This window comes from Winogradskya consettensis (assembly GCF_018332715.1).
Taxonomy (GTDB): domain Bacteria; phylum Actinomycetota; class Actinomycetes; order Mycobacteriales; family Micromonosporaceae; genus Actinoplanes; species Actinoplanes consettensis.
This window is the reverse complement of the sequence record NZ_BOQP01000037.1, coordinates 1-25446: the sequence shown is the minus strand read 5'-3', so window position 1 is coordinate 25446 and position 25446 is coordinate 1. Positions and strand designations below refer to the sequence as shown.

The following is a 25446-nucleotide window of genomic DNA, read 5'->3' as shown; positions in this document are numbered from 1 at the left end:
GGTCGCTTGACGACGGGGCTCAGCCGATCATTCAGCGCCCCGTGGCCATGTTGCTCGAAATGTCAACTTGTCCGTTTGCTCGCTGGTTAGCCCCCGGCCCCCGGTTCTATGTTGGCCGGGAACGAGACGTCCGGGCGATCCCGGTCTCTGTGCCAGATGACCTTTTCATCGACGCCGCCGATCCACACAGTGCTATGTCGACGTTCATTTCTTTCCCGGAGGACCCTCCATGCGCAATCCCACGTTCCACTACATCGTGGTCGTCGATGTCGAGGGATACGGCCGCCGGCTCGTGCCCGTGCAGGCGTCGCTGCGGGCCGCCATGTACGAGGTGACGGAGAACGCGTTCGAGGACGCCGGCCTGGACTGGGAGTCCGTGGTCAAACTGGATCGCGGCGACGGGATCCTGATGCTCGTGCCGCCCACGGCCGACGGGGTCACCCTCGCGGGGAAGTTCGTGATTGCCCTGAACGAGAGCCTGCGGGAGAAGGCCGGCTTCTTCTCCGCCGAGCATCAGATGCGGATGCGGGTCGCGCTGCACCAGGGCACCTGCCAGCAGGACCGCAACGGCTGGGTCGGCGAGGCGATCAACACCGCGGCCCGCCTGGTCGACGCCGGCCCGCTGCGCGCGGCGCTGGCCTCGGCACCCGCGGCGACCATGGCGTTCATCGCCTCCGACGACATCTACCGCAGCGTGATCAGGCACGGCTACCGGCACATCGACACGGCGTCGTTCGCCCCGGTCGAGATCGACATGAAGGAGCTGCAGGAGACCGCCTGGGTGCAGATCCCCGGCTACCCGCACCCGCCGCACCTCAACCCGCAGCCCGCCGCGCAGCCCACGCCGCCGCCCGCCCCGCAACCGGCGACCGCGGGCAGCGAGCGCAGGGCAGCCGCCGGGGTGCAGTTCCACGGGCCGTTGACCTTCGGCGGCGACCAGGTGCTCGGTGACAAGACCGTGCACGGCAACGAGTATCCCCGATGACAGCACCCGCACCGCCGCCGCAGCAGCAGGCACCAGCAGTCCCACAACCGCAGGGCCCCGCGCCGCAGAATCAGCAGGACCCCGCCCCGGGCCCGGCCAAGCCGGCCGGAAACGCCGCGAAACCCACCCCGGGCGCGCAGAAGCCCGCCGGAGGCCCGCCGAAGGACGCGGCCGCCGGTAAGGAGGCGCCCAAGGACGGGGCCGCCGTCCCGCAGGCCGGGGCGCAGCCGGAGCCGATCTCCACCACCGGCCTGGAGGACCAGGAGAAGCGGGGCCGGGGCGCGCTGCCCGAGGCCGCCGACGACCGGCTGGAGGAGCGGCTGCGCAAGGCCGCGTACAACCTCTCCGGTGACCTGGTCGCCGGTGACAAGCTCGTGATGATGCTCGGCGGCAAGGAGAAAGCGCCGATGCAGCCGCTCGGCGCCCAGCTCACCGAGCCGGTGCGGCACGCGTTCGTCGAGCCGACGGACTGGCCGAAGATCCGTGGTGTCCTCTTCGACCAGCGCCTCGTGGTGCTGCGCGCCGATCCGCACCAGGGCAAGGTCGCGGCCGCGATCCGGATGCTGCAGGCGGTGCCGGAGCGCCCGATCTACAACCTGGACAACGACGTCGACCTGGCCCGGCTCACGACGCTGCTGGACGACGCCAACAACGACAACCCGCTGCCGCCCGGTGCCGGCTTCCTGCTGTGCGAGCCACAGCGGTGGGGCGAGGTGCAGGGCTGGATGCTGCAGCAGCTCGAAGCCGTGATGAAACGCATCGACGCCCGCATGGTGCTGACCCTCGGCACGGACGCCCCGCTCGCCGACGAGGACATCCGCGAGCACGTGGTGGCTCTGGGCCAGGCCCGCCCGCACGCCGATATCCTCGCCAGCCACCTCGCGTGGCGGCTGGAGGACAGGGAGCTCGCGCAGCGGCTGCTCGCGGAGAAGAGCGTCGCGGAGCTGGCCGATGAGACCTTCACGGGGGTGATGTCGCTGAAGGTGGCGGCGGACCTCGCGGTGATCATCAGCCAGGAGCTGAGCGGCGCGACGGTCGACGTGGACCGGGTCCGCGCCCGGGTGGCCGAGCGCACCATCGAGGACTTCGACATCTGGTTCGGCGGTCTGGACGAGGTCCCGGACCGGTGCATGGCGATCGCGCTGGCGGCGTTGAACGGGCTGCCCTACGAGATCGTGGTCCGCGCCGCCGATGCCCTGGCCGACCGGCTCGACGGGCCGCCCCTGGTCGTCGGTGGTGACACGGTGCATGTCGTGGCGCCGTGGCGGGACCCGTTCCGGCGTACCAGGCGGGAGCGGTTGAGGCTGTTGCGGGCCCAGGTGCGCGCGACGACCGTACGCGGCCCGTTCGGCACCGGCCCGGCGGAGGTCCTCGAGTACGCCGACACCAGCTACCCCGCCCAGATCCTCACCCACGTGTGGCGGGAGTTCGACATCCAGCGGATCCTGCTGGACTGGCTGCGCGATCTGGCGGTCAGCTCCAACAAGGACGTACGTGTCTGGTCCGGCACCGCGCTGGGTGTCCTGTCCTGCCAGGCGTTCGACTTCGTCCACGCCGAGGCCCTGCGCCCGATGTCGATCGACGACGACAGCATCCAGAACCGCGAGGTCGTCGCGTACGCGCTGCGCGTACCCGCCGATGATCCGAAGCTGCGCCCGCTCGTGACCGCCGTGATCACCGGCCTGTACGCCAACCGCGACTCCCCGTTCGGCCAGGCCACGGCGGCGAGGGCGTACGGCATCAGCCTCGGCCGGCAGAGTGCCCCGGACGCGCTGACCGCCCTCGACCGGCTCGCCACCATCGACCACATCGCGATCGCGTCGGCTATCGCGGGCAGCCTCGGCGACCTGATCCTGCAGAACGAGCAGGACAACGCGCCCCTGGTGCTCGACCGGATCGCCGGCTGGCTCAACGACCGCCGCCGGGCACTGACCGGCCAGTTCGTCTTCCTCCAGCTGGCCCGGTCGCTCACCACCGAGGTCACGATGGGTGACCCGGCGGTCAAGACGTCCTGGCCGACGCTGCTGATGTTCGCCGATCAGCGGCTGCCGCTGCGCCACGGCCTGATCGGCATGTGGCGCCACGTCCTGCACTCGGGGACGTTCCCGCTCGTCACCGAGCAGGCGCTGGACACGTGGGCCGCGCTGGCGGAGGCGGACCGCGACGTCCAGGTCTCGTTCTGCCGGATGCTCGCCGCGGCCGCCGAACAGGCCCGCACCGGCAACCTGATCCGGCGGCACGTGACCCGCTGGCGGGCCGTCGACAACCTGCAACCGAAACCCCGGACGGCGTACGCGGTCGAGGCCGCGCTCGATGCGAGGAGTGAGCCCCGGTGACCCATCCCCTTTCCATCATCCTCAGTGTCACCCCCGTGCAACGGGGCATCTTCGACCGCAGCAAGGGGACGCTGCCGAACGTCGCCGTGGTCTACTCGACCGGGTCCGGGCAGGTCGCATACTTCGACGGGCGGCCGCTGACCTGGTCGGAGCAGGCATTCTCGCAGTACCGGACCCGCTACGACGTCGACCTCAGCGAGCACCGTCGCACCGCGGAGCTGCGCAGCACCCCGCTGCCCTCGCGGGGTGACTTCTACTTCTTCATCGCCACCGTGGACGTGACGTTCCGGGTCAGCGACCCGGCGGAGGTCGTCCGGCGCAACATCCGTGACCCGCTGCCGGTCGTGTACGGCCACCTGGCCAACAAGTTCCGGGTGATCACCCGCGGGTTCGACATCGAGGAGTCCACCCAGGCGGAGATCGCACTGCGCAACGCGTTCGACGGCGAGGTCGCGCTACCGCAGGGCATCACCCTCACCGAGGTCCTGCCCCGGCTGCTGCCCGACGAGGCCGCCAACCGGTATCTGCGGCAGAAGGCGGAGGCCGGGCGCTCGCTGCAGACGAACCATGCGCAGCACGCGGTGAACGTCCAGCAGGCGTTGCAGCAGGGCGAGCTCGACCGGATGCTGCAGCTCGGCCGGATCCAGGCGGCGCAGGCGGAGATGGCCGCGCTCGGCGGTGGCGGGGAGATGTCCGCTCGGCAGATGGTGATGCTCCACCTGGCCCGCAACCCGCATGACACGGAGAACGCGCTGAACCTGTTGATGGCCCACGAGCAGGCGATGCTCGAACGCCAGGACGGCCAGAGCGCGCAGACCGCCGAGCTATTCCGCTTCCTCGTCGAGAACAACCTGCTCCAGGCCGGGGACGTCGAGTCGCACCTGCCGTCGCTGATGCACCAGATGGGGCTGGCCGCCCCGCCCGCCGCGGTGCAGAGCACGGCGTGGACGCAGCCCCCGCTCCTGTCGCGCGCCGACCCACCGGCGGCGGTCGGGCCGGCCGGGCAACCGGCGAAGCCCGAACCCGCGGTCGTCTACGAGCAGGACCCCGTCACCAAGGTGTGGCAGCCCTCCGACGGCGTCCAGCCCGTGTACCTGATGGTTGACGAGTCGGCGGGCGTCGGGCCGTACATCAGCGATCTGAGCAACGGCGTGCACGCCCTGCACGACAAGCTGTTGCGGGCCGCCGACGTCTCCCCCGCGATCCGGTTGTCGGTTCTCGGCTTCGCCGACCAGCTCGCGACCCGCACCCGGCTGGAAGCCGTGGTCTCCGGCAGCGAATCGCCCTGGTTCGCGGCCCGGGGCCCGGCCGATTACGCGCGTGCCTTCGAGATGCTGCTCGACCAGATCACCCCGGACATCGAGGAGCTCAAACAGCAGCAGCAGAAGGTGCTGCGACCGGTGGTCTACCTGCTCAGCGGCAGCGACCCGGGCGACGACACCACCTGGGCCAGCCCGCACCGGCGGCTGATCGACCCGGCCGCCCACCGGTACGCCCCGCACATCGTGGCGACCGGCTTCGGCAGCGCCAGCGCACGGCTGATCTCGACCCTCGCCACGCAGCCCGAACTCGGCTACGTCATGACCCCCGACACCGACGTCCACCAGGCCATCCGGCAGTACTGGGAGTCGCTCGCCCAGACGATCCTCGACTCCGGCCGGGCCCTCATCGCGGGGCGCCCCGATCTCGAGCTCGCGCCCCGGCCGCCCTCCGGTTTCCGGCTCGCCCGGGAACTGGTCTGACGCACCCCGAAAAAGAGAGGCTGACATGACCGGAACCAGGGGCAATCTGCTGCCGGTGTACGTACTGGCGGACGAGTCCGGGTCGATGGGCCCGTACATCCAGGATCTGAACCGGGGGCTGGCCGCCCTGCACGAGGCCCTGCTCGGTGAGCCGATGGCGGCGGCGAAGGTGCGGTTCTCCATCCTCGGTTTCGCCGACGACGTGCACGAGCGGCTGCGGCTCGCGGACCTGCGCCGCGAGAACGAACTGCCCGCCCTCTACGCCCGCGGCCGCACGAGTTACCACGCGGCGTTCACGACACTGCACCGGCGGATTCCCCAGGACGTGCAGGCCCTCAAAGCGGAGGGGTACGCCGTGCACCGCCCCGCCGTGTTCTTCCTCAGCGACGGCCAGCCGACCGACGAGAGCTGGCTCGACGCGTACGAGCTGCTCATCGATCGCAACCGCACGCCCGGTGCGCCGAACATCATCGCGTGCGGCATCGGGCAGGTGGAGGCCGCCACGATCGTGCAGGTCGCCACGCAGCAGGAGTACGGCTTCGGCGCGATGGGCGGCGTGGACCTCGGCGCGGCGATCGCCCAGTTCTGCACCGCGCTCACGAAGAGCATCGTCGAGTCGGGCCGTGCGCTCGGGTCGGCGCAACCGGAGCTCGTCGTGCAGCAGCCGGCCGGTTTCCGCATGGCGATCGATGTGGTCTGAGGTGACCGCCGACCCGTTTCCCGCCGAGGACTGGCCGTCCGCGGACGAGGCCCGGCACGCCGCCACGAACGGCACCGTCTACCGGGCGGAGAGCGTGCACGCGCCACGACGGGCGCGCAAGCTGATCTGGGAGGCTCGCGAGATCGGCGTACCCATCACCGATTTTGAACCGAAACCGGCGGACTCCGCGTCCTACCGCCCGGACTCGGTCGCGGACGGCTGGTCGACCGACCATTTCACGGTCAGGGTCGCGTCGGTGCGCGGCTACACCCACCGCTTCCGGGGTACGCCACGACAGGACGACGTCGCGGTCAGCCATCACCAGCCGACCGGTGCCGTGGTGTTCGCGGTCGCCGACGGCGTGTCCGCGGCGCCCCACTCGCACATCGGGGCGACCTCGGCCTGCCGCGCGGCGGTCACGCAGATCCTCGCCGACCTGACCCAGGGCACGCCGGTGGACTGGCAGAACGTCGTGCGCCAGACCGCGTGGCAGCTGATCGAGCAGGCCCGCGCCGTGCTGGGCGTCCCGGAGCTCGATCCGGAGGAGGCGGAGCGCGAGGTCGCCACGACCCTGGTCGCCGGGCTGGTCCTGCCGACCCGCTCCGGCCCGATGGCGAAGATGATCCAGGTGGGTGACAGCAGCGCGTGGATCCTGCACGGCCGTTCGTACAGGTGCCTGCTCGACGCGAAGTTCTCCGCCGATGACGAGGTCTTCAGCTCGGCGGTGACGGCGCTGCCGCGGGTGCCGCATGTGACCCCGCGTGGCGGCCCATTGGATCCCGGCGGGGTGCTGCTGGTGGGCACCGACGGCTTCGGTGATCCACTCGGTGACGGCAGCGGCGACGTCGGCACCTACTTCGCCGCCGCGCTGCGCCGGCCGAGTCCCCCGCTGTCGTTCGCGTACGACCTGGACTTCTCCCGGGAGACGTTCGACGACGACCGGACCCTGCTGGCGATCTGGCCGCGGGACGACGCCGAGCAACCGCGATGACCAGCACCGTCGAGGGGCTGGACCGGGCGGCACTGCGTGATCTGAAGGAGATCGGCAAGGGCGGTCAGGGCCGGGTCTGGGCGACGGACGCGGTCCGGATCAACCAGACCTGGCCCGCTGTCTACAAGGAGTACGAGGGCGACGTCATCACCGGGCTCGACGCCGCCCAGCTGAGCCGGATGGTGTCGTTCGTGGAGGAGCTGGCGCCGGAGGACGGGCGCTGGCTCTGCCATCAGGCGGCGTGGCCGGCCGCGGTGGTATGGCACGACGGCCTGGTCCGCGGTTTCCTGATGCGGCGCATTCCCGCCGACTTCGAGCTGCTGCTCCCCCAGCGGGACGGCGCCCGGCAGCGGCGGCCGGCGGGGCTGCAATTCCTGCTCAACCCGGACGACTATCTGGTCAAGATGGCGATCCCGGTCGACGACCGCAAACGGTTGCTGCTGCTGGCGTCGCTGGCCGAGACCCTGGCCCGCTTCCACGAGCTCGAGGTCGTCGTGGGGGACCTGTCGCCGAACAACCTGCTGTTCCACCTCGCCGAGGAACCGGCGTGCTTCTTCATCGACTGCGACGCCATGCGGTTGCGCGGCGATTCGGTGCTCGTGCAGGCCGAGACCCCGGACTGGGAGGTCCCGGCGCCGGAGCCGCTGGCCACGCCGGCCTCGGACGCGTACAAGTTCGGCCTCCTGGCGATCCGGCTGTTCGCCCGGGACCAGTCGGCCCGCGACCCCGCGGCGCTGGCCGCGATCTCACCGGATCTGGGTGAGCTCGCGCAGCGCAGCCAGGCGCTGGTCCCCGCGGAACGGCCGGCCCCCGCCGACTGGCTTCCGGCACTGCGGGCGGCCGCGACCCCGGGCCTGGCAACAGGGGCCCCGGTACGCGCCGTGCCCCCTGCTCCGGCTCCAGTCCTCACGCCGGCCCCTGCCGCGCCGCCGAGACGCCGGCTCAAACTCGCCATGGCGTTCATGCTGGTGATCCTCGCGTCGGTGGGCGTCACCGTGGCACTGGTCGGCCAGGACCACGAGCGCCCGGCGGCACTCCCGACGGCCGCCCCAACGACGGAGACGACTGGGACGACGCTCTTTACAACTCCAGAAACGACGTACACCCCGGAACCCGTGGTCACGGCAGCGGTGAGCGGCATCGTCTCCTACGACGCGGTGTCCGGCGACCCGGAGGCCGTGGCGGTGGCACAGACGTTCGCGCAGTACTTCGACGCGATCAACGGCCGGGACTGGCCCGCCGCACTGGCCTTCTACGACCCCGCAGGCGTCGTGGACCCCGGCTCGACCAAGCAGCGCAACGCGTTCATCGACTCCATGTCGACCACCACCGACCGCGACGCCACAGTGGACTCCGTCGCCCCGGCCGGCGGCGAGACCCTGGCCGCGGTCCGGTTCATCAGCGAACAGGAGGCCGGTTATGGCCCGAAACCTGACACCGAGCAGACCTGCACCCAATGGTCCATCACCTACCGGCTCACCGGTTCCGCCGCGGCGGGCTACCGAATCCTGCGAGCCAGAGAAGCCCAGCACCAGGCATGCTGAGCGGATGACACCCGGTCACCCGGCAGAACCCTTCTGGTACGCCCTGACCGACCAGCACCGCGCCGAGCTCCGCGAGATGGGCACCCGCAACGACTATCGACCGGAGACCGTCGTCATCCGCGAGGGCGAGCGGACCGATTTCGCCTTCGTCGTGATGGACGGCTGCGTGAAGGTCTCCGCCACCGGCCGCCACGGCTACCAGACCATCCTCGGCCTGCGCGACGCCGGCGAACTCGTGGGCGAGCTCGCCGGCCTCGACGGCGGCCGCCGATCCGCCACGGTATCGGCGCTCAGCCCGGTCGAGGGCCTGCTGCTACCCGCCGACCGCTTCGGCCCGTTCCTGCGCCGTAACCCCGGGGCCGCGGCGATCCTGCACCGAACCGTCTCCATGCGCCTTCGCGAGGCGGACCGCTACCGCTCGGCAGCCGGCTCAGAGGCGGTACTGCAGCGCTTCGCCGCCCTCCTGCTCCACCTCGCCAAACGCTACGGCCTGCAGGTCGACGGTGGCGGCGTCCTGATCGACCTCCCGTTGTCCCAGGAGGACCTGGCCGGCCTCATCCTCACCTCGAAACGCACCCTCGGCCGCATCCTGGAGTCCTGGCGAGCAGACGACATCATCGTCACGGGCCGCCGCACGATGCTGCTGCACTCGGTGGACGCGCTCCGCACCATCGCCCGCAACAACGCCTAGATCTGCAGATAGGTCCGGGTCGGATACCCGTACTGCTTGGCGATCGGGTTCCACAGCTCGGCGACACGCTTCTTCGCGGCGGTCGCCTTCTTCGACTCCGCGTCCCCCTCGGCCCGGTCAGCACCCTTCATCACGGCGGACCCGCAGCCCCTGTCGCCGGCCCTGGCCGCCCACCGCGCGTACGCATCGTCCGCGGCCTGTGAATGGCCCAGCGCACTCACCAGCTCTGACTTGAGCTCAGCACCCCCGGGCAGCAACCCGGCCTGCAGAGCCCCGGCGCGTTCCAAAGCGGCACCCCGAGCAGTCGCCGCGGCACGCAGATCGGACGCGGCGGCCGACAGCTTCCGGCACTCCTTGACGTTGCTCACCGCGGCGATCACCCGCTCCCGGTCACGACCCGAGCCGGCAAGCAACTGCGTGAAGCCGTTCGCCTGCTCAGCGGCGGTCTGCTCCGAGCTGTTGCTGCGCATCGTGTCGAGCGCGGCCCGCACGAACCCGGCGCAGGAGGACACCTGCGGTGCGCAGAACGCGAGAAGGGTGAGGAGCAGCGCGTACCGGATGATTTTGCCCGGCCGCATGCCGCGCACCCGCCGCCCGGTCCAGCGCCCCGCCGCCCGCGCGGCACGGGCGGCCGGTCCCGGGCCGGCAGGAACCACGGGCTGCGCGGGAACCCGCAATGCTTCCAGTGCCCGGCACCAGTCCTGCATGGGTGGGCGACCTGCCGGGCCGACCGCGAGGCTCCGGACGGTGAGGGCGTGCACGGCGATTCCGGCGCGGCGCACGGCGGTGGCGTCGGTGGTGCTCTGGTCGCCGGCGAACAGCCGCGCGCAGAGCAGACCGAACTTGTAGACGTCCGATGCCGTCGTCGCCTGTTGCTCCTGCGGTGGCGTCTCCCAGTCCGGGGTGTCCGCCTGCGCGAGCACCGTCGCGCCCCGCAGCCGCATCGCGTCGCAGTCGATGAAGAAGCACCGTGGGCGCCCGGCGAGGCTGAAGAACAGGTTGTTGGGTGACAGGTCGCCGACCACCACTCCGAGGCGGTGGAACGTCGCCAAGGTCTCCGCTGCGTCCCGCAGGATCTCCAGGCGGAGCCGGTCGTCGATGGCCAGCTCACGAGCCGCGAGAAAGGCGTCATCGTTGAGCAGCAACTGCATCTGGGCGAGCTTCATCCGATGGCCGCTCGGGAACCGCATCCGGACCTGAAAACCCGGCGGGACACAGGGCATCGTGAAACCGACGACCCTGCCGTCACGCACGACCACCGCCGACGGCCACGCGGCGCGCTCCCTCACCAGGGCGGCGTCCTGCGGCCGCGCCGCGGCGAGAAAATGGACCATGCCGGTCAGGGCCTGCTCGTTGAGTTCCGCCAGGTGCGGGGCCGCATATTCCTTGTACGCCCGCGGCGGCACCCCCGGCACCAGATAGACGGTCCCCTGCCCACCCGATCCGAGCGTCGTCGCCAGCGTCCCGAGCGTCTCCCTGGCGATTCGGTCAGCCGGCATGTGGCTCCCCCCGGATCAGCACCCACGCCGGTTCGGCGCCCGGCAGCGGCACGAACGCGTCCCGTTCGACCTGCCGGTAGTTCTGACGGACAACCACGTCGTGGAACGTGCGCGACGCGACGTACACCAGCGCGCGGGTGTCGTCGGCCGTCAGTCCGGCACGGGTGGCGGGGTCGTTCATCAGCCGGACGGCCTCGTCGACGGGCTCCCCGAGCCATCCCTGGTCGTCGCGGTGGCACAGCCCGAGCGCGACGGCGACCCGCAACCGCATCCGGTGCCGCTCCTGGTATTTCCTCGCGCGGTTGCCGAGTTCCCATTCAAGATCGCGGATGAGCGGACCGGCCAGCAGGATCCCGCTGCCGCCGCCCGATGGCACCAGCAGCACCACGCAGTCGCCGCGATCCAACCGCTCGATCGTGTCCCAGTCCAACCGCGCCGAGCCGCACGCGTCCTCGAGGATCCGGTAGAGGTCCGCGCGCAGGTTCATCCGCTCCGGGTTCGTCCGGCCGGCGGATTCCTGCAGGCCCACCGCGACGACGTAGACGAGGTCCCCGCCGGCCGGCTCCTGCGCGCCCAGCGAGCGCTCGACGTCCACGACGAGTTCGGCCGCGGCGGCGTCGACGGATCGTTCCATGAACCGCAGGGTGGTGGCGTTCAGCCGGTCGGCGACGGCCGCGGCGACCGCCGACCCCAGTTCCTGAACCAGCGCCGGTGACTCGGTGAGAAGCCGGTCGCGCACCTGGCGGTCCGGCTCGGCGGGCGGCGTGGTCGTGGTTGCCAGCGCGTCGATCCGGTCGCGCAGCATGCGCAGCTCCGGCGTCCGTGCGGGCGGCTCGGGCGAGGCCTCCGCGACGGTCACCGCGTATCGGAGCTGGCCGAGCACCGTCTGCCGGCGGCTGAGCGCGGTCTCGATCGCCGGCCGGACGAGCCGGGGGAAGCCGTCCGGGTCGACGACCCCGGCGACCGGGAGCACGGCGCGTTCCAGCACATAGGCGTCCAGCACGGCGTCGAGCGCGTCCCAGGCGTTCAGCCACGCCGGTTCGGTGATCGGCGCCGTGGCCCGGTCCAGGATCGCGACGAGGCGGTCCCACGCGTACGCCGCCTCGATCCGGGGTTGCCGCCACCGGGGTACGTGACTGTTCCGCAACGCCCCCGCCTGCCGCCCCAGCTCGTCACCGACGGCTTCCCGCGCGGCGCGCACCCCGGCGGGATCGCCGTGGAAGAAGGCCAGCACCGCGTCCAGACCGGCTCCGTAGAGCGCCCCGTCCCCGGATTCCGCGAACGTGCGCCGCGCCTGCGCCAGCGCCGGTTCCGGGTCGCCCGCACGGGCCACGGTCACCTGGCGAAGCTGGTCGAGGCCGCACTCGTACGCCGCCGCATCAGCCGCCTCCGGCACGTCACGCAGCGCAGTGAGCGTGGCACGCAGATCCTGGCCGATCGTGCGGTCGAGCCCCCACACGTCAAGAGCGGCGCCGACGAGCCGCGGCAGGCGCTCGGCGTAGTCCGGGTCGAGGCCGGTCACCTTGTCCGGGGTCAGGAGCGTCAACGTGAGCAACGCCCTGCCGTGTCCCGCGACTGCCAGCCGGAGCGCGCCCTCGGCGAAGGCCGTCGCGAGGATCGGGTTCGTCGCGACGCACAGGTCATGTCCACGGAGAAGACAAGAATGCAACCGCGCACCGTACGCCCGGACGAAAGCACCCGACCCCAGCAACACATCGGTCGTGTCGAGCAGCTCGAGCATGCTCCGTTGCCCGGCGATTCCCTCCAGGACCCCGGTGACCCCGTCCTCGTCGAGTTCGTCCGGAGTCACCACAGCGGCTCGCCGGGCCCCGGCGCCGTGATGATCGTCGAGCCGGTCAGCGCCCGGCGCACGAGGGGTTCGTCGACGGTGGTGACGAGGATCTGCAACCCACGCGTGCCGGCGCAGAGCTGCTCCAGGGCGGTCAGCAACGCGGCCGCGTCGTCGTCCTGCACCTCCTCGGAGCGGGGGCTGTCGATCAGCAGCAGACCGGGGTGGGTGGCGACACCGCGTCGCTGTCCGCGGCGCAGCAACGCCACGACAACGGCGATCCGCAGCCGGAGCCGTTCACCCGGCGACTGGTTCTTGAACCATTCCTGCGGCCCGCCGGTCTTGTAGACCTGGATCCGCCCCGACCTGTCGACGGCGACCCGGTCGAGATTGCGGAAGCCGAACGTACGCGCCAGCGCCGCGATGTCGGTGTTCAGCTCGTCGAACAGCTTCTCACCGGCCGCGGCCTGGTCCCCCGTGAGCAGATCCACGGCGGCGTCGAGCACTACGCGTACGTCGTCGCGCCGTCGGTCCGGTGTGCCCGGCAACGCGTCCCACGCGCTCGCGGCGCCTTCCAGCCGGGCCACCAGGTCCCGCAGTTCCCCTCGGCGCTGCTCGTATCCGCCGTCCCGCAGGGTGGCGAGGTCGCGTTCCACCTCGGCGAGAGCGGCTCGCCGGCCGGCGGCGTAGGCGGCGGTCTCGTCACGGTGTGCCGAGGCGAGTTCCTCGGCCTGCCGGCTGGCCTTCAACCGCCAGCGCGCCTCCTCCTCGGCCATTCCCACCTCGTCACGGTCCGGCTCGCCGGCGTCGACGGGCTCGGTGCAGACCGCGCAGATCCCGAGTTTCCGCTCAGCGGCGCGCCGCTCGGGCCGGATCGGATGCTCGCACCGGGGGCACGCCGCCGGGTCGAGACCGTGGAAGAACAGCCCGGCGCTGTGGTCCTCCAGCAGGTCGTTGAGCAGCTTCTCGTCCTGCTGTCGCTGCCACCGCAGCGCTTCGTAGGTCTCCCGCGCCTCGCGCAGGCTCGCCTCGGCGGCGACCGCTTTCCCGGTCCGGGTGGAGACCTCGTCGAGCAGGGCCGCGGCCTGCGGCGGGTTCCGCAACTGCGCCATTTCAGTACGCGCGGAATCCAGCCGCACCAGCACCGCATGTCGCTGGGACTCCATCAGCCGCCGCGTCCTCGCCGCATCGGTGTCGGCGGCCCGTGCCGCCTCCTCCAGCTGGTCCCGGGCCGTCCTGAGCCGCGTGAGCAGCGCGGCGCCGGGAAGGTCGAGGAACACCTGCAGCAGCCGGCCCGCGATCCCGCCCATCACCGTGTCACCGAGCAGCGCCGGGTCGCCGCCCGGTGGCAGATAGAGGGCGCCGTAATAGGCGGGCCAGCCGTACGTGGCCTTCCCCGCGGCGGCGCGGCTGGACGACGACTCCAGCTCCTCCAGGTGCAGCAGCTCCATCATGAGCTTCTCGACCCGGTCCGCGAAACTGGCCGGTGTCGTCGCGTGCACGATCTCGACGATCTCCCCCGGCTGGGCGGTGTCGGCGCGGGCGAGCCGGTCCGGGTCGGGCCCGGACAGCACCCGGCCCTCGACCAGCTCACCGTCCCTGATGGACAACCGGAAGCCGAGCGGCCGCCCGCCGATCACCGCGTCGCAGTCGAGCCGGCTCAGCCAGCTTCGGACGACACCCTGCAGGTTGCTGCGCGGCGATCCGCGCAGGCACCAGGTGATCAGCTCCAGCACGCTCGTCTTGCCGCGCAGGTTGTCCGCCGCCAGAACCGTCAGGCCCGGGCCGAACACGATGTCGCGATCGAACAGCCCGCGGGGCTCGACCGATCGGTCCCCGGCTATCCGCAGCCTGCGCAGCTGGACGGATCGGGGCAACGAATCGGTCAGCGCCGGGCCGAATCCCTGATCGCGGAACACCCGCTCGACGGCGGGCACCGCCAGCCCGGTGGCCACGGCGACCCGGGTCGCGAGCTCCTCACCGCTCACGGCGTGCTCACCCCCACGGGCACGGCATGGCGGCGCAGCCTCTCCCGGACCCGCTCGGCGATCGACCCGATGCGGTCACCGATCACCGTGTTCCGATATTCGTCCTGCTCGTACTGCCGTTCCTTCAGGCGCGTGCCGCCCTGACCCTCGGCGAAACTGGCGACGAGCCGGGTGCGGCGCACGTAGTACTCGAACACCGGTGCCTCCCGCACGATCCGGTCGGCGGCCGCACGTCCCGGGCGCGTCAGGTAGTAGTCGTGCCGGTGGACCCGGATCTCGGTTCCGCGTTTGCGGCGCACCACGAGCCCGGCACTGCGCAGCACGGCGAGCGCTTCGTCCAGCGGCTCGTAGGCCCCGAAGAGATAGCGCAGCATCGGATACCGCCGGACCTGTGGCTCGTCGGACTCCAGGATCGCGGCTGCCTGGTCGAGGAACGTGACGTCGCCGGTCTGCTCGTACTCCGCCAGCAGCTCGTTGGCGAAGTACTCCGGGTTGCGAACCCAGAAGTCGAGCTTCTGCAGGCGTACCTGGCTGTGCAGAACCGCGACAGCGTCGGCCGGCGCGGGACCACCGGCGGGCTCGGGCGCCAGCGGCTCAGCGGCGGCGGCGATGATGAGCAGGATACGGATCGCGTCCTGCCCGCGGCTGGTTTCGGGTTTTCCATCGACCCTGGTCGTGGACACGCGCCGCATTCTAGAAAACAAATCCACCCGGCCGCCACACCCGTGCGAATTTACTCCCGCACCGACCCGCGTACGCCATAACAGTTCGTCCACGATGGCGGTCGGATATTCCGGCTGGTCTTTTCACACGATCGGTGGCATCGGGCACCGGAATCGTCCTTGTCTTCCGGTTGTGGCCACCGCAAAATCGACTCACCCATGACGTGTGAGGGATATTTCGTGGCGCAAGCCTGGACAGATCTTCCTCTGGACCGGCCCATCGGGCTGACAGGTCCGCAAGCGGGCACCCTGGCCCTGTCGATCGAGGTGCTGCCGCCGGGAGCACCGGCGATCATCACGTACGCCGCGGGTGCCGGGGAGCGGCCCGCGCAGATCATCGAGGCACTGCTGGCCCAGCTCGACCGTACCGCTCGCGAGCTGTTCCCGGCCTGGCTCCCCGAGGCGCGCCAGCTAGAGGGCGCGGCGGGGGCCGGGGTCGCGGCGGTCCGGTCGATGGCGCTGCGTGCCGCCGAGCAGCGTGGGCACTACGGGCCGTTCCTGGCCGATCTGGCCGAGCGCGCGCTGTCCCGGCAGGCCCGGCCCGGGGGCAGGCTCAGTGCCGAGATCCGGGCCGCGGGTCTCGCCAGGGTCATCGCCGCCGGCTTCGACCGGGACCGGACCGCCCTGCTCGTACGCGTACCCGTCGCCCTCCCCGCCCCCGCTGAGCAGGCCCTGGTCACCGCGGCCCGCTGGTTCTGCGACGCCGGCGGGTTCGGCGCCTGGTTCACCGGCGCCCCGCTGAACTCGGCCGACACGGTGGAGACCATCCCCTTCGGCACCCCTGACCGCACGGCCCTGCTGGCCGGCGACCCCACCGAGGTCCCCGCCCCGGCCGGCAGCGTCAGCTACCCGCCGATCACGGGCCGCCCACACCCGGCGAGCCACGCCGAGCAGCTGCTGGAGGCCGCCCTGAGCACCGCGCCCTGGGCCACCGGCCGGCAATGGAACCAGCCCTACCAGGTCCACCCACTGACCAGCCCGGTCCGCCTCGACCTGCTCTGGAACCACGAGCGCTGCATCGTCGAGATCGACGGCCCGGAGCACCGCCAGGCCACCCAATTCGCCGCGGACCGCCAGCGCGACGTCCTGCTGCACCTCGCCGGATACACCGTCCTGCGCTTCACGAACAGCCAGATCACCCAGCACCACGACCTGGTCCTGTCCCAGATAAGACAACTCCTCGACGGCCGCCGCGCCGAAAATCATGAAAGGGCCCCTCATGCCTGACCTGAAACTCACCCTCCCCGAACGATCATTACTTCTGATCCTGATGGCCGAGAACGCCGAACTGTCCAACCCCGAAATCAAGACACAATTCTCGGCAGGCCTGCAGCTCACCGGCAAAAGCAGAATCAAACTCGTCGATGCCAAATTGATCGAGTGCCGCAAGGGTGACCGCGGCGCCTACTTCTTCACCCTCGGCGAGGCCGGCTGGGCCTGGTGCCGCGACGAATTGACCAGCACCGAGATCCCCGCCGGCAACACCCCCGGCCAGGCCCTCTACTCGATCCTGCACGGCCTCGACCGCTACCTGACCAGCACCACCCACAGCCTGGCAAACATCTTCGGCGGCCAGCCCGCCACGGACCATCCCCACACCCCGGAACCACCCGCAACCGCCGAGCCGGTCCCCGCCGACGTGATCGAGCTGCTCGTCCGGCGCGCGTACAAGAAGATCGCCGACCCCGCGGGCAGCTGGATCGGCCTCGCCGACCTCCGCGACCACCTCACCGAGCTCCCCCGCACCGACCTCGACGGCGTCCTGCGCCTGATGGCCCGCATCCCCGGCGTCCGCATCGAGGAAGAGACCAACCAGAAGGCTCTGACCGCCCGGGATCGCGACGCTGCGGTAAAGATCGGCCCACGGGACCAGCACGTCCTCGCGATCGAGTCGCTATGACCGATGATGGCCTCAAGGCACTGACAGGTCTGCGCATCAGCTTCGTTCCCACCCGCGATGATGTCTGGAACCGCTCGGAGTTCCATGTCGACACCCTGCACCGCGAGGTCGCCGAGGCTGTCTTCGACGCCATCGGCGATGCGCGCGAGAGCAAGTCCGGCAGCCCGGTCGGGCTCGTGGTCCAGGGTCAGCGCGGCTCGGGCAAGACCCATCTGCTCGGCTGGGTCCGCGAGCAGGTACAGCGCCAGGACGGCTACTTCTTCCTGGTCAGCCTCGTGGAAGGCATCCCCTTCTGGCAGAACGTCGCACACTCCATGCTGGACGGCCTGAAGCGGCAGGTCGAAGGGCACGAGACTCAACTACGGGTCTTCCTGCGCCGCCTCACCCTGCTGGTCGGGGTGCCGTTCGAGGCTCGACAAGCCATCATCGGAGACGTGCCGCTCGACCGGGATGCCGTCGAGGCTCTGCTGAAAGCCCTTCACGAGTTCGATCCGGCGGTGGCAAGTGCCTGCCGGCACACGGCCCGCGCGCTCGCGGTGTTCAACGCGGGCGACTACCGCGCCCGGGAAGTCGGCAACAACTTCCTGCTCTCCGACGACGAATGTGAGCCGGGCGAACGCGGCCCGTGGGCATTGCCGCGGCGCGCCTATCCGGCGGAGCAGATAGTCAGCGAGTTGTCCTGGCTGCTGGCGCTGACCGGGCCGTCAGTCATCGCCATCGACCAGATCGATGGCCTGCTGGCGCCGATGGTGAAGGCGATGCATGACTATCGGGAGATCAAGGGCCACGACTCCGTGATGGTCGACCACATCTCGAACGGTCTGATGGACCTGCGGGAGCAGACGCACCGGACCCTGACGGTGGTGGCCGCCCAGCACGCCACCTGGGCGGTCATCTGCAAGAACGCCATCGCCGCGGTTCAGGACAGGTTCGTGGCCAAGCAGGACCTCGGCCGGGTACCCAGCCCGTCCGTCGGCCGGGCCCTGGTCGCAAAACGACTGGAACAGCACTACCGCATGATGTCGTTCTCTCCCCCATATCCGACCTGGCCCATCCACGATGACGCCTTCGACGACGCCGTGAACTTCATGCCACGGGATCTGTTGAAGAGCGTCGCCGCGCACATCGCCACCTGCCTCAAGGATGGGGTTGTCCGGGAGCTGAAGACCCTGAGCGTTCCCGCTGAAGGCGTGGTCACCGTGGTGCCCGCGCCGGTCGCGGCGTCCAGTCTCGACGAGATGGATCGGCGGTTCGAGCAGCTCCGGGCATCGGCGGACATCGGGCGGGCTCTCACGCGCGACGCCGAGGACACCGAGTTGCCCGGGTTGCTCGCTGCCGGGCTGCAGGCGTGGATCATCGAGCACGGCGATGCGGGGCTCACGTTCGAGCAGGATCCGCCGCCCAGTACGAAGCCGGCGCTGCATGCACGGCTGCGGCGGACGATCGACGAGGAGACCGAGGAGGAGTCGCACTGGGGTTTCCGCGGGATCTCCCCGGAGTATCACCCGACCGCCGTACTCAACCGGCTCCGCAAGGCCTGCACCGAAGCGGGGCTGGCCGGCGGGGTGGCCAACCGCCGGGTCTTCGTGCTGCGCAACGCCGCGTGGCCGCAGACTCCGAAGAACGTGGAGGCGGTGGCGGCGTTCGAGGCGGCGGGCGGGCGGCGACTGACGGCCGGTGACGACGATCTGCGTACCCTCTGGGCCCTGCGTGACCTGCTCGCCAAGTCCTCACCCGACCTCCCGGCCTGGCTGATGGCACGCAGACCGACCCGCTCGATCGCCTTCCTGACCGAAGCACTGACCGACGCCACCACCGGCCTGAAAGCCACCGGCCTGAAACCCACCGACCCGACGGCCACCGGCCCGATGGCCACAGCCCTGAAAGCCACCGGCCCGGAAGCCATCGGCCCGGAAGCCACCGCTCCCGAGCGCCCCGCCGCCGCTCCCCAGCCGGAAGCCGTCCCCGCGCACCCGGTGGCCGCCGGGCCGGGGTTCTCCCTGGGCACCTCGTTCGACACCGGGCAGCCGGTGGTCGCCGGCCTGGAAGCGCTGCGTAAACACATGGCGATCTTCGCCGGTTCCGGGTCGGGCAAGACCGTGCTGCTGCGCCGGGTGATCGAGGAGTGCGCGCTGCAGGGCGTCTCCGCGATCGTCCTGGACCCCAACAACGACCTGGCCCGGCTCGGCGACGCCTGGCCGGAGCCGCCGGGCGGCTGGGCGGAGGGGGACGCGGAGAAGGCCCGGGACTACCTCGAGAACACCGACGTCGTGGTCTACACGCCGCGCCGATCGGCGGGGCGCCCGATCAGTTTCCAGCCGCTGCCGGCGTTCCACGAGCTCATCGACGACCCGGACGAGTTCGAGGCGGCGATCGACTCGGCGCTGGCGACGCTCGCCCCGCGTGCCAAGGTGAGCGGAAGCACCGTCAAGGCCGAGCGGGGTCGCGCCGTGCTGAAGGAGGCGCTGGATCACTATGCGCGGCGGCATCGGGAGACGACGCTGCGTGGGTTCATCGGGATGCTGGACGAGTTGCCGGAGTCGGTCAGCAGCCTCGGTGAGGGGGCGGTCAAGGTCGCTGCCGAGCTGGGGCAGGCCCTGATGGCGGCGATGGTGATAGACCCGCTGTTCGGGGGCGCCGGCACGGCGGTGGATCCGGGGGAACTGCTCACACCGCGTACGGGTAAACGGGCCCGGGTTTCCGTCATCAGCCTGATCGGTCTGCAGGGTGAGGATCAGCGGCAGAGTTTTGTGAATCAGCTGCAGATGGCGTTGTTCGCCTGGGTCAAGAAGAACCCCGCCGGTGATCGCCCACTGGGCGGCCTGTTCGTGATGGACGAGGCGCAGACGCTCGCGCCGTCCGGGGCGATGACGGCCTGCACCCGCAGCACCCTGTCGCTCGCGTCGCAGGCCCGCAAGTACGGACTGGGCCTGGTGTTCGCCACCCAGTCCCCGAAGGGCCTGCACAACCAGATCCCCGGTAACGCGGCGACGCAGAGCTACGGCCTGATGAACGCCCCCGTCCAGATCGAGTCGGCCCGGGAGATGGCCCGTGCCAAGGGCGGTGACGTGCCCGGCATCTCGCAGCTTCGGACCGGCGAGTTCTACATCGCCCTGGAAGGTCGATCCTTCACGAAGGTACGCACACCGCTGTGCCTGAGCCACCATCCGAAGAGCCCGCTGACGACCGAGGAGGTGCTGGAGCGGGCCCGCGCAGAATGAGCTCGTGGATGATGACAAGACGCAGGAATTACGGACAGCGCACGACGCCCTCGCGGATTTCTACGTCGGGCATCTGGCCGGCTGGCTGGAGGACATGCCCGTCGAGCGGTCGGTGCTCAGCCTGTTCGGTGAGCTGACTCTCGCCGCGGGCCTGGGCGCCGATGTCGCGGACGTCGGGTCGGGGACCGGCCGGCTCGCGCCGTACCTGATGGGGCTCGGTCTTCGCCCGCACGGGGTTGACCTGTCGCCCGAGATGGTCCGGGTGGCCCGGCGTGACCACCCGGACGCCACGTTCGACGTCGGTGATCTGCGCGCGCTGCCGTTCGCGGACGCCTCGCTCGCCGGGGTGGTCTGCTGGTATTCGCTGATCTTCCTCGCGCCCGCCGACCGGCCGGCGGCGTTCCGCGAGCTGGCCCGGGTGGTGCAGCCCGGCGGCTACCTGGTGACCGCGTGGAAGCCCGGGGACGGCACGCTGCGGCGCATCGGCGCCAGCTCGGTGGAGTTCGATCGGTACTGGCTGTCCGTCGACGAGATGGAGAGCCGGCTCGCCGGGGCGGGTTTCACGACGGTGTTCCAGGGTGGCCGGCCGGCCGACGAGCGGGAGACCGCGCCGCAGAGCTACCTGATCGTGCAGAGAAATGGGGAGATTACGCCCGAGTGAGGGGGCCGGGGGCAAGGGCAAGGGTTTTCCCTGATTCGGTGACGTCCGTCGATGCTTAGCGTCACCTCAACGTCATTGAGGTAGGACTCTCCGTCCACCGGACGTCCGACCACGCCCGACACCCCACGGGCGGAGAAGGAGCACCGAGTGAAATCCCGAATCCCGCTCATCGTCGCCCTGGCGGCCGGCACCGCGGCCGCGTCGGCCGCGGTCGTCGTCGCCGGGCCGGCGACGGCCCAGCCGCCGAGTCCGGCTGCCGCGCAGGCCAACGCCGCTTCGTCGGCCTCGGCCCTGATCGCCAGCCGCCCGAGCTTCCTGCACGTCGGTTCGGACGACGGCTTCGTCCAGCGTCCGGTGATCTCCTCCGCCGGTATGCAGTACGTGCCCTACCTGCGCACGTACAAGGGTCTGAACGTCGACGGCGGCGACTTCGTGGTGATGACGGACTCCGCCGGCAACCAGAAGTTCACCTCGGTCGCACAGAGCCGCCCGATCACCGGCCTCTCCACCACCCCGAAGGTCACCAAGGAGGCCGCCGCGGCCGCCGCGGCCAAGCAGCTCAAGTCCGTCACCAAGGACGAGGGCACCGCGCTGGCCGTCCTGGCCCCGGAGGACGCGGAAGCGTCGCTGGTGTGGCAGACCACCGTCTCGGGTGTCGGCGCCGATGGCCCGAGCCGGCTCACCGTGGACGTGGACGCCCTCACCGGCAAGGTCGTCAAGACCACCGAGCACGTCTCGGACGTGAGCGGCACCGGCACCGGCTGGATCAACGGCGCGGTCACGCTCAACACCACGCTCTCCGGCTCGACCTACTCCCTCAAGGACCCGGTCCAGACGACGCTGAGCTGCCAGGACGCCTCGACCAACACCACGTTCTCCGGCACGGACAACGTGTGGGGCACCGGCGTCGGCACGAGCAAGGAGACCGGCTGCGTCGACGCGTTCTACGTCGCGCAGAAGCAGACCGCGATGCTCTCCGCCTGGCTCGGCCGTAACGGCCAGAACGGCAGCGGCGGCGCATGGCCGATCCGCGTCGGCCTGAACGACCAGAACGCGTACTACGACGGCACCCAGGTCCAGATCGGCAAGAACACCGCCGGCCAGTGGATCTCCTCGGCCGACGTGGTCGGCCACGAGTTGGGCCACGGCATCGACGACACCACCCCCGGTGGCATCTCCGGCAACGGAACCCAGGAGTTCGTCGCCGACACCCTCGGCGCGGCGACCGAGTGGTACGCCAACAACCCGAATGACGCCCCCGACTACCAGGTCGGCGAAGAGGTCAACCTCGTCGGCAGCGGCCCGATCCGCTACATGTACAACCCCTCGCTCGCGGGCGACGACAACTGCTACTCCAGCAGCACCCCGAGCGACGAGGTCCACGCGGCTGCGGGCCCCGGTAACCACTGGTTCTACCTGCTCGCCCAGGGCACCAGCGGCAACGGCCAGCCGGCCAGCACGACCTGTAACAGCACCACGATCACCGGCGTCGGCATCCAGAACGCCATCAAGATCATGTACAACGCGATGCTGCTGAAGACCTCCAGCTCGTCGTACCTGAAGTACCGCACCTGGACGCTGACCGCGGCCAAGACGCTCTTCCCGAGCGACAACTGCGTCACGTTCAACACGGTCAAGGCCGCCTGGACCGCCGTCAGCGTCCCGGCGCAGACCGCCGACCCGACGTGCACCGGCGGCACCACCTCGTCGCCGACCGCCTCGCCGACGACCTCCGCACCGCCGTCGGGCGCCTGCACCGGCACCAACTCCACCGCCGTCACCATCCCGGACGCCGGCGCGGCGGTCACCAGCAACATCGCCCTGACCTGTGCCCGCGCCGCGTCGTCGAGCTCGAGCGTCGCGGTCAACATCACCCACACCTATCGCGGTGACCTGAAGATCAACCTGATCGCACCGGACGGCTCCAGCTACGTCCTGAAGAGCAGCAGCAGCTCGGACAGCGCGGACAACGTGATCACGACCTACACGGCCAACCTGTCGAGCGAGACGGGCACCGGCACCTGGAAGCTCAGCGTGCAGGACGTCTACTCGTCCGACACCGGCAAGATCAACAGCTGGTCGCTCACCATCTGATCCACCCCGGAGTTCCGCGGGCCCGGCGCAGTTGCGCCGGGCCCGCGCCTGTTCCCCCGAGACCCCTGCTTGTAATGAAAATGGTTTCCAATAAGATGGGCCCATGACCAACGCTCCCCGCGTCACCGTCCTGGCCGGCTTTTCCTCCGCGGCGACCGCCGCGGTCGCCCGCGCGTTACTGGTCACGGACCCGTCCCTGGTCCTGCTGACCCACGACCTTTCCGCCGTACGCGAGGGAGTGGTCCGCCGTACGATCCGCACCGCCACCGAGGTCCTCGAAACCACGGAAACGCACCTGGTCCACGGCTGCGCCTCCTGCGCCGTGCGCGAGGATGTCCTGCCCGCCCTCGTGCGCCTGAGCCGGGAACGACCGGACAGCGACATCATCCTGGCCCTGCCCCCGGCCATCGAGCCGGAACTGATCCGCGCGGCCGCCGTCCACTTCGACTCGTTCGTCACGGTGGTCGAGGCCGGAACGTTCCTCGACGACCTGACCACTACGGACGAGCTCACCCACCGCGACCTGCACGCCGCCGACAACGACCACCGCGGCGTGGCGGACGTTCTCACCCGCCAGCTCGAGTCCGCCGACACGATCGTCGTCTGGGGCACCCCCGACCGCCTGCACGACGCCCTGCTCCACCGCCTGGCCCCCTGGGCAGCCCAGGTGCGCGTCGGCGACACCCCTGCCGTGAACTGCACGGAGCTGGCCGCCCAGCTCCTGCGCAGCGATCGCCACAACCCCGCGATCCCCGCCACCCCGGCCCGCGCGCTCGAGGGATACCCGCTCGGCCTGCACGACCCGGCCGGCGACCACGGCGTCAACGCCGTCCTGTTCGAGGCCCGCCGCCCGTTCCACCCGGACCGCCTGCACGACGCCCTGGACGACCTCACCGGCCTGCCCGTCCGCGGCCGCGGCCAGCTCTGGATCGCCACCCGCCCCGCCACGGCGATCAGCTGGGAGTCCGCGGGAGGCGGCGTCCTGCTCGGCAACCTGGGCCACTGGCTGACGGCACTCCCCCGCCACCGCTGGTCCGAGGCCTCACCCATGCGCCGACTCGCCGCGGACCTGACGTGGGACCCCTACTACGGCGACCGCCGCACCGTCCTGTCGTTCATCGGTCTCGGTCTGGACGCCCCCGCGCTGACCGCCCTCCTGAACGACTGCCTGCTCACCGACCAGGAACTCGCCGAGGGAATGGAATCGTGGCAGACCCTGGCAGACCCCTTCGCCGACGTCATTCCCCTGGTCTCCTCCCCCACCGCGTGACGGCAGGCACCCGATCAGCTCAGCGACCGGTGCAGGGCCTGCATGGAGCGAACGGCCGACCGTACTTCCTGGAGAATCTGGAACGCCCGGGGCTTCGCCACCAAATCGCTGTTCCCGGTGTCGAATCCGACCGTGTCCACCGCGCAACCGAAGCGCAGACCGAGGATCCGGACCGCGTCACAATGCTGGAAAGGCACGAACAAATCCGAGGTCACCAGCAACAGGCGACTGGTACGGGGAGCCGGCTCGACAAGGCCGGCCCATCCGATCAGGGTATCCGCGGTATTGGCACGCCGGCCCGGGTCGGTGGAGGGCGCAGCCAGCACGTGGATCGGTGTCGACGCCGCAGCGTACGTGCGGATCCACCACGGCTGCTCGACGGCGTTCACGCCGTCGCGGATCGTCGGCGATGCGCTCAGACCGAACGCCCGGCGTAGCCCCTCATCCACGGCATCGCCCTCGGTGAGACCGTCGCGCAGGCCAAAATCGCGAATGTCGTCGGTGGACGCGTTCAACGGACGCATGCTGCCGAGCCCCACGACAGAGGAGACACTGGCCCCGTCCCGCAGCAGCCTGGCAGCGAGCTCGGCGCGAGCGACCATGGTGCGTACGGTGCCGCCCAGCACCAGCACGTGGTCATATTTCCGCAACGGAGGCGAGTGGCGACCCGCCAGACCGAGTGAGGCCGCCGCCGAGCGGATCAGCGCATCGGCAGCCGGGAGAAAGGACTCACCGACCGCCTGCTGGCGTTCGAGACCGTTCCGGTAATCCCAACGCCGGCCCGAGAACCGCTCCAGATCATCGAGCAGCTCGGTCACCGGGCCATCGAACGGCGCTGTATGCCCAAATTCCGCCACCAGAGCACGCATCGCCGGCGACACTGCCCACGCCGCGACCGCACCGGCCATCTCGGACGGATCGGCACCGGGCTCGCAGGCCGGCAGGGTCACCGCGGGGAACACGGCCGTCGTCACGCGATTATCGTCCTAGTCTCTGAATAATTTGCGGCTCATAAACGCAGAATGGCCTGCCCCGAAGGGCAGGCCATTCATCACGTTGAGTCCGGCGGCGTCCTACTCTCCCACACCCTCCCGAGTGCAGTACCATCGGCGCTGGAGGGCTTAGCTTCCGGGTTCGGAATGAGACCGGGCGTTTCCCCTCCGCTATAACCACCGAAACAGCTATCAGCGTTAAACCATCAACCCAGCCCAACAACATGACGTTGTTTGGGGGATGGTTGTTTGCTGTGAATCACACAGTGGACGCATAAACGCTTTTACAAGAGCTCACTGGGAGCATCAAGTTTAGGGTGG

The 25446-nt window shown here is 70.4% G+C and carries 18 protein-coding genes and 1 rRNA gene; 13 read left to right on the top strand and 6 right to left on the bottom strand.

Going from position 1 to position 25446, the window contains the following annotated elements:
- Nucleotides 1–229 precede the first annotated feature (229 nt).
- Genes Aco04nite_RS32200 through Aco04nite_RS32170 form a run of 7 tightly spaced genes read left to right on the top strand, consistent with a single transcriptional unit; the run spans nucleotide 230 to nucleotide 8989 of the window.
- Nucleotides 230–985, top strand: coding sequence for a nucleotidyl cyclase domain-containing protein (locus Aco04nite_RS32200; protein ID WP_213001012.1), 756 nt, complete (start codon nucleotides 230–232; stop codon nucleotides 983–985).
- Nucleotides 982–3321 (top strand): hypothetical protein, encoded by a 2340-nt coding sequence (locus tag Aco04nite_RS32195; protein WP_213001011.1) that lies wholly within the window; start codon nucleotides 982–984, stop codon nucleotides 3319–3321. Before Aco04nite_RS32200 ends, Aco04nite_RS32195 begins: the two co-directional genes overlap by 4 nt.
- The gene (locus Aco04nite_RS32190; RefSeq protein WP_213001010.1) at nucleotides 3318–5063 is read left to right on the top strand and encodes a vWA domain-containing protein; all 1746 of its coding nucleotides are present in this window, start codon (nucleotides 3318–3320) and stop codon (nucleotides 5061–5063) included. Before Aco04nite_RS32195 ends, Aco04nite_RS32190 begins: the two co-directional genes overlap by 4 nt.
- Before the next feature lie 25 nt (nucleotides 5064–5088).
- A complete protein-coding gene (locus tag Aco04nite_RS32185; RefSeq protein WP_213001009.1) occupies nucleotides 5089–5763 on the top strand; it encodes a vWA domain-containing protein in 675 nt (224 codons plus the stop codon).
- Between the two features lies 1 nt (nucleotide 5764).
- Nucleotides 5765–6754 (top strand): protein phosphatase 2C domain-containing protein, encoded by a 990-nt coding sequence (locus Aco04nite_RS32180; RefSeq protein ID WP_213001008.1) that lies wholly within the window; start codon nucleotides 5765–5767, stop codon nucleotides 6752–6754.
- Nucleotides 6751–8298, top strand: a complete 1548-nt coding sequence (locus Aco04nite_RS32175; protein WP_213001007.1) for a hypothetical protein — start codon at nucleotides 6751–6753, stop codon at nucleotides 8296–8298. Before Aco04nite_RS32180 ends, Aco04nite_RS32175 begins: the two co-directional genes overlap by 4 nt.
- 4 nt (nucleotides 8299–8302) lie before the next feature.
- Nucleotides 8303–8989, top strand: coding sequence for a Crp/Fnr family transcriptional regulator (locus Aco04nite_RS32170; protein WP_213001006.1), 687 nt, complete (start codon nucleotides 8303–8305; stop codon nucleotides 8987–8989).
- Here Aco04nite_RS32170 and Aco04nite_RS32165 read toward each other — a convergent pair.
- Genes Aco04nite_RS32165 through Aco04nite_RS32150 form a run of 4 tightly spaced genes read right to left on the bottom strand, consistent with a single transcriptional unit; the run spans nucleotide 8986 to nucleotide 14948 of the window.
- Complete coding sequence (locus Aco04nite_RS32165; protein ID WP_213001005.1) at nucleotides 8986–10488, bottom strand: hypothetical protein; 1503 nt, start codon at nucleotides 10486–10488, stop codon at nucleotides 8986–8988. The two genes, Aco04nite_RS32170 and Aco04nite_RS32165, sit on opposite strands and share 4 nt — an antisense overlap.
- Nucleotides 10478–12301, bottom strand: a complete 1824-nt coding sequence (locus Aco04nite_RS32160) for a hypothetical protein (protein WP_213001004.1) — start codon at nucleotides 12299–12301, stop codon at nucleotides 10478–10480. The genes Aco04nite_RS32165 and Aco04nite_RS32160 overlap by 11 nt, the downstream gene beginning before the upstream one ends.
- On the bottom strand, nucleotides 12295–14265 hold the full coding sequence (locus tag Aco04nite_RS32155; protein ID WP_213001003.1) for an ATP-binding protein: 1971 nt from the start codon (nucleotides 14263–14265) through the stop codon (nucleotides 12295–12297). The genes Aco04nite_RS32160 and Aco04nite_RS32155 overlap by 7 nt, the downstream gene beginning before the upstream one ends.
- Nucleotides 14262–14948, bottom strand: a complete 687-nt coding sequence (locus tag Aco04nite_RS32150; RefSeq protein ID WP_244876448.1) for a hypothetical protein — start codon at nucleotides 14946–14948, stop codon at nucleotides 14262–14264. Before Aco04nite_RS32150 ends, Aco04nite_RS32155 begins: the two co-directional genes overlap by 4 nt.
- 219 nt (nucleotides 14949–15167) lie before the next feature.
- On the opposite strand from Aco04nite_RS32150, the gene Aco04nite_RS32145 reads away from it, so the two are divergent.
- The 6 genes from Aco04nite_RS32145 to Aco04nite_RS32120 all read left to right on the top strand — a co-directional run bounded on the left by Aco04nite_RS32145 (nucleotide 15168) and on the right by Aco04nite_RS32120 (nucleotide 24133).
- Nucleotides 15168–16214 carry an endonuclease domain-containing protein gene (locus Aco04nite_RS32145; RefSeq protein ID WP_213001002.1) on the top strand — a complete coding sequence of 349 codons (1047 nt, stop codon included), beginning with the start codon at nucleotides 15168–15170 and terminating at the stop codon, nucleotides 16212–16214.
- Complete coding sequence (locus Aco04nite_RS32140) at nucleotides 16207–16887, top strand: hypothetical protein (RefSeq protein ID WP_213001001.1); 681 nt, start codon at nucleotides 16207–16209, stop codon at nucleotides 16885–16887. Before Aco04nite_RS32145 ends, Aco04nite_RS32140 begins: the two co-directional genes overlap by 8 nt.
- A complete protein-coding gene (locus Aco04nite_RS32135; protein WP_213001000.1) occupies nucleotides 16884–20108 on the top strand; it encodes a helicase HerA domain-containing protein in 3225 nt (1074 codons plus the stop codon). Before Aco04nite_RS32140 ends, Aco04nite_RS32135 begins: the two co-directional genes overlap by 4 nt.
- A gap of 4 nt (nucleotides 20109–20112) precedes the next feature.
- Nucleotides 20113–20769 carry a class I SAM-dependent methyltransferase gene (locus tag Aco04nite_RS32130; protein ID WP_244876447.1) on the top strand — a complete coding sequence of 219 codons (657 nt, stop codon included), beginning with the start codon at nucleotides 20113–20115 and terminating at the stop codon, nucleotides 20767–20769.
- Between the two features lie 147 nt (nucleotides 20770–20916).
- A complete protein-coding gene (locus Aco04nite_RS32125; protein ID WP_213000999.1) occupies nucleotides 20917–22863 on the top strand; it encodes a M4 family metallopeptidase in 1947 nt (648 codons plus the stop codon).
- 103 nt (nucleotides 22864–22966) lie between these two features.
- Complete coding sequence (locus Aco04nite_RS32120) at nucleotides 22967–24133, top strand: CobW family GTP-binding protein (RefSeq protein WP_213000998.1); 1167 nt, start codon at nucleotides 22967–22969, stop codon at nucleotides 24131–24133.
- Nucleotides 24134–24147: 14 nt separating this feature from the next.
- Here the strand turns inward: Aco04nite_RS32120 and Aco04nite_RS32115 are convergent, their stop codons facing one another.
- Together Aco04nite_RS32115 and rrf are read right to left on the bottom strand one after the other, a co-directional pair.
- The gene (locus Aco04nite_RS32115) at nucleotides 24148–25107 is read right to left on the bottom strand and encodes a hypothetical protein (RefSeq protein ID WP_213000997.1); all 960 of its coding nucleotides are present in this window, start codon (nucleotides 25105–25107) and stop codon (nucleotides 24148–24150) included.
- A gap of 86 nt (nucleotides 25108–25193) precedes the next feature.
- Nucleotides 25194–25310: ribosomal RNA gene (rrf, locus tag Aco04nite_RS32110) — 5S ribosomal RNA — on the bottom strand.
- Nucleotides 25311–25446: the final 136 nt, after the last annotated feature.